This window comes from Pseudovibrio sp. SCP20 (assembly GCF_057774105.1).
This window is the reverse complement of record NZ_JBYMDH010000004.1, coordinates 1-14877: the sequence shown is the minus strand read 5'-3', so window position 1 is coordinate 14877 and position 14877 is coordinate 1. Positions and strand designations below refer to the sequence as shown.

The window sequence follows — 14877 nt, the reverse complement described above, 5'->3', positions numbered from 1 at the left end:
CCATTGGAACGGTATGCAGTAAGTGAATCTAATTAAATGATTGCGAGAGACCGCCTACGAAACCTCCAATCAAAGAGCCGATCTTCCCGTACTTTTCTGCACTGATATCTCCATTACTTTGCTCAATCTCCTGTTCGATGGTCTTATCCTCTAACTCGGCAAAAGTTTGCTGTTGTATCATTGAGATACCCGTTGAAGTTAACTGAACTCCGTAATTGGAAAATGCCCCACCCATTGCTTTAAAGTTATTGGCGATCGAAATGATGCCTTCATGCTCCATCCAATCAACTACATCTGAAAGTACTTCAAAGTCACCGAGACCTTCTAATGAGGTTCCTTTGTAGAACTCATCAGCCATATCAGAGTTGATTTCAGATTTTCGTAGGCCTTGATCGAAAAGATAGTGGAGAATTTTCCCTATTAACTCTTGATGAGCCTTGAGATTTGACATGCTGACCTCGTAGTTGGTTTAAGATATGCTCAACTCTAAATTGAGTCTTTGAATTTATCTAGCGGTGGTGGGATGGAACTTCGTGAGTTTGTAACGCAAAGCCTTCAGCAAATTTTGGAAGGTGTGCGGGAAGCGCAAGCTGGTGAGAGCGGTGACAACGTAAATGCTGGCTTAAAAGGTGTTAAACTCGAAGGTAGCCTAATCAATGGTGGTGAGCTTGGAGTCTTCTCTACAGTTGAGTTTGATGTTGCTGTGAGTGCTGAAAACAAAGGGGGTGGGAAAGCAGCGCTAAAGGTATTTGGTGTTGGAGTTGAAGGTGGGGGGCAGCTGTCCGCTAGTTATGCCAACAAAATCAAGTTTAGCGTGCCGGTTAGGTTGCCAGATGGAGATCCTAAAAGAGTAGATGCAGAGATTGCCCGGAAGAGAGCTCTGCAATCTAAAGCTATTAGCGGTGCTGTTATTAGATGAAGAAAGCAAATAGCTTCTGAGTGAAGGGGAGGCTAGTTCTATCCATCCCCCTTGCATTCCCACAAAAATCCCTATATCTCCTCAGCCAACGCGTTCATCGGGCTTATGCTGTGGGCGCTACCCTGCTGCCTTAGAAGAACAAGAAGGGCAGCCTGCTCGAGTGGGATGTAACACGGGCATGCACCGTGGTCCGCAGCGTTTCTAGGTCGCTTTAAAAGTCACCTCTCAAACTCCATGGATCTCAAATTTAGCCAGTCTGGCCACGTAGACGCTTGTCTGCGGGGATCATGCTGGCACTCATATTATGAGCAAGTGCCTGATCCCAGATCAGGGCGCGTGCTCCGCACATCTTGGACGTACGAGAGTGAAGAATTTTGACGAAGCTGGCCTCGCAGAACCCATCCTGCGCGCCGTAAAAGAAGAAGGCTACGAGGCTCCAACCCCAATCCAGCGCGAAGTGATCCCGCTGATGAAAGAGGGCGAGGACATCCTCGGCATCGCACAAACAGGCACCGGCAAAACCGCCGCCTTCGTGCTGCCACTGCTCACCCGTCTGGCAGAAGACCGCAAGAAACCAGCGCCGCACACCTGCCGCGCGCTCATTCTAGCACCAACCCGTGAGCTGGCCTCCCAGATCGCCGAAAGCGTGCGCACCTACGGCCAGTTCATCGGCCCGTCTGTTGCCGTGATTTTTGGTGGTGTGAAGCCCGGCCCGCAGCTGCGCGCTTTGTCCAAAGGTCTGGACATTGTGATCGCCACCCCGGGCCGCCTGGAAGACCACATGAGCACCGGCGGCATTAAGCTGGACGCTACAACTACGGTTGTTCTGGACGAAGCCGACCAGATGCTGGACCTTGGCTTCGCGCCAGCCATCCGCCGTATTCTTGGCAAACTGCCAAAAGTGCGCCAGACAGTGCTGCTCTCCGCCACCATGCCAATCCAGATCCGCAATCTGGCCAAGGAATTCCTGAGCAACCCGCACGAGATTTCGGTCGCGCCGGTGTCCCGTCCGATCGAGAAGATCGACCAGTCCGTACGCTTCCTCAACTCCAGCTCAAAACGCGCCGCTCTACTGGATATCCTCTCCGAAGATGATATCGAGCGCGCCATCGTCTTCACCCGCACCAAACGCGGGGCAGACCGTGTCAGCGGCCATCTGGAAAAAGCAGGCCTCAGCTCAGCCGCGATCCACGGCAACAAGAGCCAGCGCAACCGCGAAAAGTCGCTGGATGGCTTCAAGAATGGCCGCATCAAAATCCTCGTGGCAACGGATATCGCGGCCCGCGGCATTGATATTGATGGCGTCAGCCACGTGGTCAACTACGAGCTGCCAAACGTGCCGGAAGCCTACGTGCACCGTATTGGCCGTACTGCCCGCGCAGGCAAAAGCGGCGTTGCCGTCTCCCTGTGTGATGCAACCGAACAGCCATACCTGCGCGATATCGAACGCCTGATCGGCCGCAAGATCCCATCTGGCGACAGCGATTGGGATGGCGCATCCGGTGATGTGTCAACATTCGACCCAACGGCTGAACCACAACGCCTCAAGCGCCACAAACGTCCGCAAAACAATCGTCGTCGCAATGGCGGTGGCGGCGGCGCTAACCGCTCAGCCGGTGGTGCAGGTCGAGCTGCTCAGGGCAAAGCTGGCGAGAATGGTGCAAGACCAGCAGGCGCAAAGCCAAATGCAGGTCGTGGTCGCGGCAAGCCAAACGCAAACGCCCGTCCGGGCCACAAAAACGGCCAGAACCGCAGCCAAAATCGCTCTCAGAGCGGCAGACCACGCCGCGCAAAACCAGCAGCGGCGCAGCGCTGAGTTTATGAAGAAACGCCGGGGCCTCTAAAGTGTATCTCTGAAAAGTGGGTGCCGGTTTTCAGACAAAGATAAGCAAAAACAAAAGCTAAAGCAGACCAAGCGTTTCAGCCAAAATGCGGCCTGCTTTAGCCCCGGTTTTGCTATCAGGCCTCGGTGGCCTCAACCTCTTCGTCTTCCGCGCGGGTGCCAAAGTTGGCCGGCGAGACGACTTCAATCAGCTCAAAATCTTCGGAATGCTCAATCTCTCGGTGGCGAATGCCAGCGGGCTGCACCACACAATCGCCCGGCCTTACCGTGCGAATGCCATGCCCCTCATACTCAAACCGTGCCCAGCCTTTCAGCACATAATAAAACTGAAAGGAGCAATCATGCACATGCCACTGACCCGTCGCATTGTGCCCCTCCCGCGCTTTGATCACATGGGCAACCACAGCTCCGTTGGTTGCCTCCGCCACGCCAAGGTCGCGATACTCAAAATAACTCCGCAACCCCCGCGCCTCAAATTCCCCACTCTCCCCCTCACTATGACTGAAGCTCTGTTCCTTTTCCATGAAGTCCCTCCCAATCTGAGCCTTGTAAGCGCCGGATAAAAACAAAAGCTATCGTGAGTTTACCGAAGTGAAAAGAGAGCACCTGCCAGACTCGGATCAGTCTCATGACTGAGCATTAATCGCAGTACAGCTAGTAGATCTTCATCAACACGCAGGCTCATTACAAAGTCAACAAATCGCATAAATTGACATGGTTACACTGGGCGTTTTCGGTCATTACTTTTAGTAAATTGCGCCATTTTTCAATCTGCCGTAGGGTTTCTCTCCATTATTATTTTTATCTGCTCTCTTGGGCCATTGTTGTACTGTCGAAGGCTTTTAAATGACCGCGTTGACCAGAACACAGATTGAAGAACAACTGCCAAGGCATCAATTCTATCACATCGTTGATCTTCCGTTTGGACTTCAGACCCCCGGACGTCCGCATTTTAAATACATGTGGGATTTAGTGATCGAATCTCTCGATAAGATCGATTTCACTGGGAAGCGGGTTCTGGATATCGGCTGCCGCGATGGTCTCTTTAGTTTTTATGCAGAAGAAAAAGGGGCATCGGAAGTCATTGGGGTTGATAACTTGATATCGACCGGCGCAGTTGAACTCGTTATTCCTGCCCGGAAATCGAAGGTCAAGATGGTGGAGATGAATGTAAATGACCTTCGCCAAGACACATTCGGAACTTTCGATGTCATTATATTTGCCGGTGTCCTTTATCATCTCAGATATCCATTTTGGGTGATGAAAAAGCTCCAGGAATGCCTAAGACCAGGCGGCACCATGATTGTTGAGAGCGGCATTCTCACTTCGATGAGCCAGTACCCGATGATGTTCTGCCCCGCTGGAGAAGTGAAAGGCCCTTATGATCCAACATCGTGTACCTTCTTCAACGTCACCGGAATGAAATGCACTCTTCAATCTATGGGCTTCATTGATGTGAAACTCGGTTCACTCATCCGGCATTCGGGCGATGGGCATGAGCGACTGAAAACAGATGACGCGAGCCTTGATAAATCCTTTGACCGAAAGATTGGCCGCGCCGTTTTTTCGGCTACAAAAGCAGAGACAGCTGTGAATGAGCAGTGGGTTGATGACTATTGGGACGGAATCCAAAACCCTGAAGTCCTGCGAGAGCGTGCAAGACGAGAGCGTTCGCGAGGTAGTGGTTCAAAGGCCCATCAGGGAAAGGAAGCTACTGTTAAAAATTTGACGACGTAGCCTTTATAGTGTTGCCAGTCCTGATGCTCGCATCAAAGATGCTGGGCGCTTCTGCGCCCTGCTACAGTTAGATCATCCAGCAAGTTCCGTTATACAATGCGTGCCGGACAGACTTGTTTCCATCGTTGTAGGGGCTATCAGGCTGTTTCGGAGCTCAGGCAAGAATTCTGGGATGGTCGAGGCTGCGTGAGGGGATCTTTGAGCACTTTGTTGCTAGCTTTTGATTAGTGCATAAACGCGGCTAGTCAGATCTATTATCAAACCATGATAGATCGGCGCGGATGTCTGTTAGTATCACGATTTTCTCTTAGGAATGCCTTGGAGAGAGAATGCCGGAGAGCTGCACTACACAATCGCCCGGCCTCACGGTGCGAATGCCGTGCCCCTCATATTCAAACCGCGCCCAGCCTTTCAGCACATAATAAAACTGAAAGGAGCAATCATGCACATGCCACTGCCCCGTCGCATTGTGCCCCTCCCGCGCTTTAATCACATGCGCAACCACAGCCCCGTTGGTCGCCTCCGCCATGCCAAGGTCGCGATACTCAAAATAACTCCGCAACCCCCGCGCCTCAAACGCACCACTCTCCCCCTCACTATGACTGAAGCTCTGTTCCTGTTCCATGAAGTCCCTCCCAATCTGAGCCTTGTAAGCGCCGGATAAAAACAAAAGCTATCGTGAGTTTACCGAAGTGAAAAGAGAGCACCGCCCAGACCTGCCACAGCATGTTGTGAGCCTGGCGGATCTCGGTGTGCACACGACGGACATTACCAGTAGCAAGGGGCCCTGATTATAATGAGATTTCTATGGAAGTTTGCTCTTTCTAAGCTTGCGATGAAGTATGTAAATAAAGCAGCTTTATGAGAGCTAGTCTTCTTTCGATCTATAGATCCCCCAGAGGTCTTCCTTTTCACCCGTTGAGAGAAAAATGCTCTTATGGATTGAACATATGTAACGAACTCTATCTTCGGTAAGGTTATTGTAGCTCGCAATGCTTCGGGTTGAACGCCATTTCTCTCCAGTTTGGTAAGATGTGTTTGTCTGTAACCAGCAATAGAGTTGCTTTTTCTGGCGATAAACACGAACTTGTTCTGCAAGCCATCCTGCTACTTTCACTGATATCCCGGCAAATGCTCCACCTACTGCGCCAATCGTTATTCCAGTGAAGAGGCTTATGTCGGGCATCGTTTGCTCCAATGGTATCGCTGCGATTTGAGGGACCGTGTTGCTTGTTATAAGAAGACAACTGAAACCATATCCAAGGAACACATACACGAGCACACACAGTAATACTGTAATGTAGTGAAAAGCGATCCCGTAGTTTTGCTTCTGATAAAATTTTGGTTGGTATGTTATGTAGGGGAAATCCCAAATTTTATTATGGTGTTCTTGACATTTAGAATAGAAAAATTGCGTAATATACGCAGTTCCACTTGCTACTACGGAAAGAACTAAAGCAATGCTGAACTGTATTGCAATCCATCGCAGTTCTTCATCCGGTATGCTGTGACCTAAGACTTTTTCGATTCCCGGGAGTAAGCCCGTAACTGAAGCAAGGGCTGCACCTGCGATCAATGCGGAAGTGCGAAGTGCATTAAGACCGAAATCAAAAACGGATTTAAGCATGATATCGCTGCTATCATCGATTGAGCGCCAGATGCGCTCTCTATGCTCGCGTACCGTTTGAGCATGGTTATCATAGCTCTGGAGCAATAATTGGTTCAGATCGCTATTCACATTCTCAGGAAATTCTGATTGATGTTGCTCTATTATCAATTTTTGAGTTGATGTGAAATTATCCTGATCAGCCGTTGCCATAGGTTCACCTTGAAATTTGCATCTTTTGCAATTTATGCGTCAATTAAACAAAACTTTGAAAGTATAGATTGATGTATATCCCTCATTTCTGTTTGTCTTGCTGAGATTTTGCCTTTCTGCGCAGACGAATAACTGACATGGTGGGGCAAACGCGGTCATTCTGGTCCAGTTTGTCGCCCTGCTTATCAAGTCTGTTCATGTCGTAGATATAGATGTCATCACCTCCGTTTAAATTGCTTCAAATAGCTCTTTTTCAAGTGCTTCAGTCCACTGCAATATTTGGTTAAACTTCCTGAATGTCCGCTTTCGGCTCGATTTTCTCGTCAGTATGCCTTCATGAGTGGATAGTTGGCCTTACTCCCGCAGTAGGGCAAGTCGGCTACAAATAAAGAAAACTGGCGGTGGTGAAGTAGACCAGCACGCCCAGCACATCATTGCTGGTGGTGATGAAAACGCCCGTTGCGGCGGCTGGATCAATGCCGATCTTGTCCAGTATTACCGGCACTGTTGCCCCTACCATGGCTGCCACGGTAGTGACGATGACCAGCGAGAGTGCCGCCGTCAGTGCCAGCCAAACGGGATCGTGAATCTCAAACAAAATGGCCCCGATGCTGATCAACACCGTGAGTACGCTACCCGCAATAAACCCGTTGGAAATCGCCCCGCAGAACTCCTTCCAGAGCCGGAACAGCGTGCTGCCCGTCCAGATAGAGCCCGTCGCAATGCCCTGAACCGCAACGGCAGAGGCCTGCAGGCCTGAGTTGCCCGCCATGGACATGATCACTGGAATAAATGCCGCCAGAATAGCCGCCTTCTCCAGTTCATCCTCAAAAGACCCAACCACCAGTGCGGCCACAGCAGAGCCGATCAGCCCCGTCATCAGCCAAGGCAACCGGCCTTTGATGATCCGGCGCACGGAATCCGTCGGCCGCGCTTCCGGCGAAACACCGCCCATCAGCATCAGGTCTTCCGAGAGTTCTTCGCGCACAATCTGGTTCATCTGCTCAGTGGTGATCCGGCCAATCAGCTTGCCGTCACTGTCAATCACCGGCATGGAGGAAATCTGCCGCTTGGCTGCTTTGCGCAGCACGTCCTCCTGGTCCATCTCCGCAGAAACCGCCAGCACATTGGCATCCATCACATCACCAATGCGAGCCTTGGGTTCCAGCGTCAAAAGGCGCGTCACATCCAGTCGCCCCACCAGTCGGTGCTTGGCATCCACCACAAACACGGTGCGAAACCGGCCTACCAGATCATACTGACTCTTGATCGCGGCAATGGCCTTCTCGGCAGTGTAATCTTGATTGAAAGCCACAAACTTGCGGCTCATCAGGCGTCCGGCAGTGTCCTCTCCATGCCGTATCCGCTCTTCAATCTCCGCCCGCGCATCCAGCTGCGGCACCACAATATCCAAAAGGCTCTGCGGAAACTCGTCCAGCGTATCAGCTAGATCACTCTCCTTCATGGTATTGAGGATCTCCACCAGCCGTGCCGTAGTCCCATCCTTGAGCAGTTCCGCCCGAAAGTCCGGATAAAGCTCAGCCAAAATCTTGGTGGAGGGGCGAATGGGCAGCAAAGCAAACAGCTTGCGCGCTTCAGGCAAGGGCAGGGCGGTCAGCAATTGCAAGAGGTCCGTGGGGGACCACTTTTTCAGCCGCTTCACCAATGGGATGGTATCGTCCACACGCAACTGATGGCGCACCTGTTTCAGCACCTGCTTGTTGTGCTCATGCGCTGCTGTATCTGCCTTACTGCTCCACTGGAGTGGCTTCTTGTTCTTGGCCATCCTCCGCACCTTCGTCTGGGTACGTTCGCTGCTTGCCCAGACCATGCCTCAGCGAAGTAAATCTCTCCCTAAGATCAAGCAAAACCAATCGGCTGAGAGCATTCCTAAAGTTTTCAAAGAATACCGCAACCCGCAAAGAGGAAGCCTTTATAAAATCTAAGCTATGAGGAACATTGGACCGGCAGATCAACTTGCCCCTGCCAGCAGAAAAATGACGCAGGACAGCGTCTACATATTGGAAAATCTCCGAGAAAGATGTGCCATGCTCAACCGGATCTCTCCAAAACTGTGCGTTCAGATTTTAGCTGCATCGTTTCTTTCACTTTTGGCAACCGGTTTTCTGATTAAGTCTTCATACGCGCAGGACAGCTACGCTCAGGCAGAACCCCACGAAGAGCTCAGCGGCGCCGGCTCCATGTATCCGGACGTTCTGTTCAACGAGACCCTGCGTCTCTTCAAAACCTCCAATCCGGATATCGAAGTCAGATACGACCCCATCGGCAGTGGCGCCGGTGTGCTGGCCCTGCAATCCGGCAAGGTGGACTTCGCCGTCTCCAGTGCACCGCTGGAAGCCATTCTGGAACAAGATCTGGATGTCGACGCAGCGGATGAGCCTGTCGCCATTGAAGACAAACTGCTGGAAATCCCAATCACCGCAGGCATGCTTGGCATTCTCTACAATATCGAGGGGGTAGGGCACCTTAAGCTTACCCGCAACGCCCTCTCTGGCATCTTTGACGGCTCCATCCAGTTCTGGAACCACCGCGAAATCCGCATGGTGAACCCGGACCTGCGCCTACCGAAACTGAAGATCACCATCATCGGCCGCAGTGATGCCAGTGGCGCAAATCTAGCGCTGTCCAGACACCTCTATTCCGCAGAAAATGCGTGGGCCGGCAAAACAGCCAGCATCTGGCCGCTGGAAACCTTCCCGAAAGACACCATCCTCGTGCCCAGCTCATCTGAGGTGGTGACCAAGCTCACGGAGATCAACGGTTCCATCGGTTACGCGCCTTCCGCCTTCGGCAGCACGCTCGGTATTCCCATGGCATTGGTTGAAAATCAGAAGGGCAACTTTGTAGCCCCATCCTTAAATGCAGGTGAAGCCGCCATCGAGGAAATCAGCCGCAGCGGAGAACCGCTGTCCATCGATGAGATCCATAATCCTGAGTCGCCAAGCGCCTATCCCATCATTTCATTTTTCTGGCTGGTGACGGAAGACGTCTACCCAGACGCAAAAACGGGAAATGCCGTGCGTGAGTTCGCCGAGTTCGTCTTAAGCGGACAGGCAAGAGGCGCCGCCATCTCCTCCGGCTATATCCCGCTCCCATCCAACATGCGCGCCGCCGCTAAAAAGCTGGCAGCGACCATCCACTGATGCAGTGAAGAGCAGGAGCTTATCGCTCATATAAGAGTACAAATGAAAAAAGCGGCAGAGAATACTCCGCCGCTTTTAAAATGCTCTATGTAGCTCTGCCTTACTTCGGTTCGCTGCGCAGACCTTTGACGATCGCGAAACATGCGACCAGCAGGACAATCGCAAACGGGAAGCCGGTGGAAACGGTCATCGCTTGCAGGCTGGAAAGACCGCCGCCCAGCAGCAGTGCAATTGCCACAAGACCCACCAGAGACGCCCAGAAGATGCGCTGCTGAACCGGTGCATTCACCTTGCCACCTGCAGTGATGGTGTCGATCACCAGAGAACCGGAGTCGGAGCTGGTGACGAAGAAGGTGATGATCAGAACAACGCCCAGAACAGAGGTGATTTCTGCCAGCGGCAGGTTGCTCAGCAGTTCAAACAGCTGAATTTCTGTCGCTGCACCTGCAATCTTGCCAAGGGTCGTGGTTGCTTCCAGCTCAATCGCGGTGCCACCGAATGCAGTCATCCAAAGGGTAGTCACAACGCTTGGAATAACCAGCACGCAGATCATGAACTCACGCACAGAACGACCACGGCTGATGCGCGCAATGAACATGCCCACGAATGGCGCCCAGGAGAACCACCAGGCCCAGTAGAAGGTTGTCCAGCCCTGACGGAAGTTGTCATCCACGCGGCCAACCGGGTTGGAAAGCGCAGGCAGGTACTCCAGATAAGCTTCCAGGTTCCAGAACAGCTTCTGCAGAATATCCAGTGTTGGACCTGCCAGCAGAACGAAGCCCAGCAGCAAAGCAGCAGTAATCACGTTGAAGGTGGAAAGGTGCTTGATGCCCTTATCCAGACCCAGAACAACGGAACACAGCGCAATAGCAGAGATCGCGATGATCAGCAGAACCTTGGAGGTTGTGGTGCTTTCCATGCCAAACAGATGCTGCAGACCAGCATTTGCCTGCTCAGCGCCAATACCAAGAGAAGTCGCCAGACCAAACAAGGTCGCAAATACAGCCAGAATGTCGATCACGTGACCCGGCCAACCCCAAACGCGTTCACCCAGTATAGGGTAGAAAATGGAGCGGATGGTCAGTGGCAGACCCTTGTTGTAAGCAAACAGCGCCAGACCAAGTGCGATCACAGCGTAAGTCGCCCATGGGTGCAGACCCCAGTGGAAGATGGTTGCAGCCATCGCAAGGCGTTCTGCTTCCGCACCATTCAGCGCTTCACCGCCCAAAGGCGCCCAGCTGCTGCCAGAGGTGATGGAAGAGTAATGCCCGATAGGCTCAGCAACGCCGTAGAACACAAGGCCAATGCCCATGCCAGCTGCAAACAGCATGGAGAACCATTCTGAGTAGCTGTAATCTGGTTTTGCATCTCTGCCGCCGATCCGCACCTTCCCGAGTGGAGAGACAATCAGGAAAAGGCAAAGCAACACGAAAATATTGCCGGCAATTAGGAAAAACCAGTCAAAGCTAGAAGTCAGCCACACACGAAGATCGGTGAAGACCGGACCAATAGCGTCTTTGTAGAGCAGAGTAATCGCAACAAAAATTGCAATCGCAATACTGGAGATAGTGAAAACCACGTTGTGAACGTCAAACGGAACACCAGCGATTCGTGGTGTAATATTGTCTTGTCCAACTTCGTAGTCTGTATCAATAGGATTAGACGGCCCTTCCGGGGCCGGGATGAGATCTGCGCAGGTTTGATCAGTCATACTGGTCCTGTTTTATTGGCAGACATCCACACGTGCAGCACCGAATGCGCGCGTTGCATGGACTGAGTAGCTCGACCAAGAGCCAAAATCCGCTTGTTTGCCATCTGCCGCGAAAACTCAAGGGCGAGTCCATGATCACTGCCAGAAGTAAAAGGCCCAAACGAAGGGGCGAAGCTGGCAACGCGGTTGCTCCCATGGCGGAAGCACAGATGGATAGTGGCGCCAAACAGCGAAAGTGATCAGGCCAAGTAAGAAGGGCCGACGCTGATGGTGAAGTGATAGACACCACTTGATGTGCGCGAAACCTACAAATTTAGATGCATTGCACACAAGCGTAAAACTACGTATGGCTGGGGATAGCTTTTTCAACCTTGCCTGATCGTGCAAAAGCAACGCCAGATATAAAAGGTTCCTATCCCACATCTCTCAGGTTGCAATCTCATTATTGCAAAATCGCATTTCTGACGGTGTTGTTCCGTAGTCTGGTGTATAGAGAGGCAGGCCCTCTGTTACTGAGAGCAGAAAAGAAAACCCAGCTGCAGGAGCTGGGTTTTGCTGTTTTATGCCAGTGACCACTTCGCCACGATGTCTTCTGCGCCCTTCAATAGGGCTGCATCATAGGTGCGTTCAGTAACGGCAATGTTCTCTTTCACCTGCCATTCCTGATAAGCACCGGTGATGATTGGCCCAACAGCTTCCTGTGCCATCAACCAACCCATAGCCAAATGCGCCAGCGGCATGCCCGCTTTCTCTGCATACGCCTTCAGCTCATCTGCACAGCCCAGATACTGTTCCAGTAGCGGTGAGTTGAGTTTCGGATTGTTCGCTCGGTCATCTTTCTCATCAAAGTTACCGGTCGGCTTGAATGTCCCTGTCAGCAGCCCCTGCATCAGTGGGCTATACGGCAGGTATTTAAGATCATGCTTTTCACAAAGTGGAATGATCTCATCGCGGCTGCGGTAGCTCAGCGGAATACTGTGATAATGCGTGGCGTTCGGCTCCAGCAAATTGTAAAGCCCTTGGTAGGTCGCCAGCTCACAATGCTGCATCAGCTCCTGCGTCATCCCCAGCGAGAAGTTGGAGACGCCCAGATGACGAACCTTCCCGCTTTCCACCACAGCACGCAGCCCTTCAGCTGTTTCTTCCAGCGGCGTGTTTGGGTCAGGCCAATGACACTGCAAAAGGTCAATGTAATCTGTCTGCAAACGAACCAGTGACTGATCCACCTCTTCAATAATAGAGGCTTTGGTCAGGTTGTTTTTGACGGCTTTTTCCGGGTTGTTCCAAACCAGCCCGCATTTGGTGGCAATGTAGACCTGTTCACGCGCGGTGGTCTCAAGCGCTTTTCCCAAAAGCGTCTCGGCATGGCCCAGCCCATAAACCGGAGCAACATCAAAGAAGTTGATGCCCAGCTCCACAGCAGTCTGCATGGTTCGGATGGAGGTTTGATCCTCGGTATCGTTCCAGGTGCCGCCCACAGCCCAGCAACCAAATCCCAGAACAGAGGTATTCATTTCTTTCAAAGCTTTGAAAATCATTCTTATTTCCGTGATTAAGATCTCCCGAAGCGAAGGGAGCACACAAACTCAATGATGACAATGCGCCATAACCGCCTTTCCAGACCTGACTCTGAAGGGCAGAAGCTCTCCAAACCTGCAAAGACTGAGGCAGAGGCGGGGATAGATTTGTCAGTCGCAGGGATAAGAATTCATAGAAGGGGAGTGAGTATGGGTTGGATGGAGAAGAAAGACACTTCTCTATAGGGCGCGAACAGAGGCTCTTAAATCGCGCCAAACCACTCTGCATCTGCTTCAGAACAACATAACAACGCAAAAAAACGCGGTTCAACGCAAAACCACGCAAACCAACGCAAACGACAGGCCCTATATAAAAGAAGTGGTCTCAGAGACAGGCTAAGCTATGGAAAGCGGCTTAGCTCTGTGCCTTGTTGCCTTAAACCTCCAGAAACATAAGAGCCCCATCTGTTTGACCGGCGCCATTCTGTAAAGGCACAGACCTCACCAAAGTACCCTTCGCCCCATAATCCACCAACTCAACCATCAACCCACTCATATTCTCGAGCAAGTTCCCAAGCTGTTGCGCATCCAGAACGTCAGCTGGCAAAGTGCATTCCAGATGCACCAGCCCATCCTCCACGCTTATGTAAGAGTACCCCATCAGGTCCCGCTCCCGGTTGAGGCCAAGCCAGAAAGAGTAATCCTCTTCAGAATGGATTTGGCAATCAATTACACCGGAAAAAGTGAAGGAACCTGTCTCAGGATAATACTCAAGCTGCCAAACGGTGCCGTGTCGGTCGGTGAGCTTTGCGGCGTTTTGCTGATCCAGACGGAGAGAAAGGCCCCATTTCTCGCCAAGTTGGGCCAGCATGGAGTTAAACTGGTTTGTCATGTCGTCTTACCTTCTCATCGCCCTAAGCATAATCACCAGCTGCGGACTTACGCTCAAATACAGCTTGGGCCCGCTCAAAACTCAGGTTTTGAATGGTAGGGAAGGTGTCCTGCAAAGGCTCCTTGGCATAGTCAGTCCAGGCTTCCTTATCGTTGCCGAACAAACCAATAGCAAAGAAGAGATATTGAACCGCTTCCTCTGGTGTTTCCGGCGCACGGCTGGCAGGATTTTTGGCATACTCAGCTGCCCCCACATCCGTTGAAGCATCCAGACGCTGGTGGAGATCCGCAGCCGTAGCCCGATCAAAGCTGTGCTTTTGTGTGTCGATGACTTTTCCGGTCCAGGACTTCAAATCAGAAACCATCGACTGAAGGCAAAAGTTTTCACTGTACATATCGCGTGCAGTGTGAGCCTTCAGGAAGGAATGCATATTGTCCCGGCGGGAAAGAACGTTGATCAACCCATCGGGAGCGGATTTGAAGCCTTTTCCGGTTTTGACAATATCTTTGAGTGCTGGAGACTCTTCGATCTTGATCATCAACACGTTGAGTTTCTCAGTCGTTCGTTCAAACGCACCTGCCATCAAGGCTCTGGAACCGCCGTGTCCGGTTTCAATCAGATCAATAAGGTCAGCTACAAGTTCCCGCTTAGCATCCCGGCGCTCTTCAACCCGGCTCTTTACACTCTGAAGTTCGGATGTTTCACCAACTTGAGCAAAGCTCTGTTTATGAGAAGAGGAGGGCCGCAGTTGATCATCTGCCGGTTTCCCCGACCGACTGACACTCTCAGCGCTAAGAAATGCCCCATCTGCAATGCCGCCTTGTACGGCTGCGCCATCAGTGAGGGGAGGAACACCAAAAGCACCACTGACTGAGTTTGAGGTCGACGTAATATCCATCTGTGCACCTTCCACGTTGAAGTAAGTTTGGACGGGGATATAACGCGATTAGCTACTTTGGGGTGTGCTAAATATAACTACACTCTATAAGTGTATTTGCGGAACTTGATTGAGCTGGAGGATTTAGCTTCTCCTTGCGTAAGGTTCTTAAATCATTCGCATTTTGTGCGTTTTGATCGACATTACCTATAGGCTCTATGAGTTATCCTATGGCCCATGGTTCTTTCCCCAGGCTGGAGATTTGGCAGATTTCTGCGGGTTGATTGTGTTTTGCACATAGGTTGGTGATGTTTTTGCGTTTTTTTGTCGTTTATAGGTTGACGGTTTGAGGGCTCAGGCCTATAACCCAGCTCATCGAGAGCGACGGCGCTGCCGGC

General features: G+C 51.6%; 13 protein-coding genes. 4 read left to right on the top strand and 9 right to left on the bottom strand.

Annotated features, from left to right (window positions below; translation table 11 throughout):
* Positions 1-28 precede the first annotated feature (28 nt).
* Positions 29-451, bottom strand: coding sequence for a hypothetical protein (locus AC3CB2_RS15930; protein ID WP_352934239.1), 423 nt, complete (start codon positions 449-451; stop codon positions 29-31).
* Between the two features lie 72 nt (positions 452-523).
* Between AC3CB2_RS15930 and AC3CB2_RS15925 the strand changes: the two genes are divergently transcribed.
* Both AC3CB2_RS15925 and AC3CB2_RS15920 read left to right on the top strand, forming a co-directional pair.
* Positions 524-919, top strand: a complete 396-nt coding sequence (locus AC3CB2_RS15925) for a hypothetical protein (protein ID WP_352934236.1) — start codon at positions 524-526, stop codon at positions 917-919.
* A 364-nt stretch (positions 920-1283) separates the two neighbouring features.
* Positions 1284-2735, top strand: a complete 1452-nt coding sequence (locus AC3CB2_RS15920; protein ID WP_352934233.1) for a DEAD/DEAH box helicase — start codon at positions 1284-1286, stop codon at positions 2733-2735.
* Positions 2736-2878: 143 nt separating this feature from the next.
* Here AC3CB2_RS15920 and AC3CB2_RS15915 read toward each other — a convergent pair whose 3' ends face one another.
* Positions 2879-3286 (bottom strand): cupin domain-containing protein, encoded by a 408-nt coding sequence (locus AC3CB2_RS15915; RefSeq protein WP_352934230.1) that lies wholly within the window; start codon positions 3284-3286, stop codon positions 2879-2881.
* Between the two features lie 322 nt (positions 3287-3608).
* Between AC3CB2_RS15915 and AC3CB2_RS15910 the strand changes: the two genes are divergently transcribed.
* Entirely contained in the window at positions 3609-4499 is an 891-nt protein-coding gene (locus AC3CB2_RS15910; RefSeq protein ID WP_352934227.1) for a class I SAM-dependent methyltransferase, read from the top strand.
* Between the two features lie 307 nt (positions 4500-4806).
* On the opposite strand, the gene AC3CB2_RS15905 is transcribed toward AC3CB2_RS15910, so the two are convergent.
* The 3 genes from AC3CB2_RS15905 to mgtE all read right to left on the bottom strand — a co-directional run bounded on the left by AC3CB2_RS15905 (position 4807) and on the right by mgtE (position 8104).
* The gene (locus AC3CB2_RS15905; RefSeq protein ID WP_352934225.1) at positions 4807-5124 is read right to left on the bottom strand and encodes a cupin domain-containing protein; all 318 of its coding nucleotides are present in this window, start codon (positions 5122-5124) and stop codon (positions 4807-4809) included.
* Positions 5125-5367: 243 nt separating this feature from the next.
* A complete protein-coding gene (locus tag AC3CB2_RS15900; RefSeq protein WP_352934222.1) occupies positions 5368-6318 on the bottom strand; it encodes a hypothetical protein in 951 nt (316 codons plus the stop codon).
* A gap of 379 nt (positions 6319-6697) precedes the next feature.
* A complete protein-coding gene (mgtE, locus tag AC3CB2_RS15895; protein WP_352934219.1) occupies positions 6698-8104 on the bottom strand; it encodes a magnesium transporter in 1407 nt (468 codons plus the stop codon).
* A gap of 262 nt (positions 8105-8366) precedes the next feature.
* Here mgtE and AC3CB2_RS15890 point away from each other — a divergent pair, with 262 nt between their 5' ends.
* Positions 8367-9482: an extracellular solute-binding protein gene (locus AC3CB2_RS15890; RefSeq protein ID WP_352934216.1), complete on the top strand. Its 1116-nt coding sequence runs from the start codon at positions 8367-8369 to the stop codon at positions 9480-9482.
* Between the two features lie 100 nt (positions 9483-9582).
* Here AC3CB2_RS15890 and AC3CB2_RS15885 read toward each other — a convergent pair whose 3' ends face one another.
* The 4 genes from AC3CB2_RS15885 to AC3CB2_RS15870 all read right to left on the bottom strand — a co-directional run bounded on the left by AC3CB2_RS15885 (position 9583) and on the right by AC3CB2_RS15870 (position 14500).
* Positions 9583-11193: a BCCT family transporter gene (locus tag AC3CB2_RS15885; RefSeq protein WP_352934213.1), complete on the bottom strand. Its 1611-nt coding sequence runs from the start codon at positions 11191-11193 to the stop codon at positions 9583-9585.
* A 560-nt stretch (positions 11194-11753) separates the two neighbouring features.
* Positions 11754-12731: an aldo/keto reductase gene (locus AC3CB2_RS15880; protein ID WP_352934210.1), complete on the bottom strand. Its 978-nt coding sequence runs from the start codon at positions 12729-12731 to the stop codon at positions 11754-11756.
* A 415-nt stretch (positions 12732-13146) separates the two neighbouring features.
* A complete protein-coding gene (locus AC3CB2_RS15875) occupies positions 13147-13602 on the bottom strand; it encodes a type III secretion system chaperone (RefSeq protein WP_352934207.1) in 456 nt (151 codons plus the stop codon).
* Between the two features lie 22 nt (positions 13603-13624).
* Positions 13625-14500 (bottom strand): hypothetical protein, encoded by an 876-nt coding sequence (locus AC3CB2_RS15870; RefSeq protein ID WP_352934204.1) that lies wholly within the window; start codon positions 14498-14500, stop codon positions 13625-13627.
* Positions 14501-14877: the final 377 nt, after the last annotated feature.

Bases quoted from the DNA above. Each gene is read 5' to 3' on its own strand.
- AC3CB2_RS15880 (WP_352934210.1), bottom strand. From the start codon at position 12,731: ATGATTTTCAAAGCTTTGAAAGAAATGAATACCTCTGTTCTGGGATTT.
- mgtE (WP_352934219.1), bottom strand. From the start codon at position 8,104: ATGGCCAAGAACAAGAAGCCACTCCAGTGGAGCAGTAAGGCAGATACA.
- AC3CB2_RS15900 (WP_352934222.1), bottom strand. From the start codon at position 6,318: ATGGCAACGGCTGATCAGGATAATTTCACATCAACTCAAAAATTGATA.
- AC3CB2_RS15890 (WP_352934216.1), top strand. From the start codon at position 8,367: ATGCTCAACCGGATCTCTCCAAAACTGTGCGTTCAGATTTTAGCTGCA.
- AC3CB2_RS15905 (WP_352934225.1), bottom strand. From the start codon at position 5,124: ATGGAACAGGAACAGAGCTTCAGTCATAGTGAGGGGGAGAGTGGTGCG.
- AC3CB2_RS15910 (WP_352934227.1), top strand. From the start codon at position 3,609: ATGACCGCGTTGACCAGAACACAGATTGAAGAACAACTGCCAAGGCAT.
- AC3CB2_RS15870 (WP_352934204.1), bottom strand. From the start codon at position 14,500: ATGGATATTACGTCGACCTCAAACTCAGTCAGTGGTGCTTTTGGTGTT.
- AC3CB2_RS15915 (WP_352934230.1), bottom strand. From the start codon at position 3,286: ATGGAAAAGGAACAGAGCTTCAGTCATAGTGAGGGGGAGAGTGGGGAA.
- AC3CB2_RS15925 (WP_352934236.1), top strand. From the start codon at position 524: ATGGAACTTCGTGAGTTTGTAACGCAAAGCCTTCAGCAAATTTTGGAA.
- AC3CB2_RS15930 (WP_352934239.1), bottom strand. From the start codon at position 451: ATGTCAAATCTCAAGGCTCATCAAGAGTTAATAGGGAAAATTCTCCAC.
- AC3CB2_RS15885 (WP_352934213.1), bottom strand. From the start codon at position 11,193: ATGACTGATCAAACCTGCGCAGATCTCATCCCGGCCCCGGAAGGGCCG.
- AC3CB2_RS15875 (WP_352934207.1), bottom strand. From the start codon at position 13,602: ATGACAAACCAGTTTAACTCCATGCTGGCCCAACTTGGCGAGAAATGG.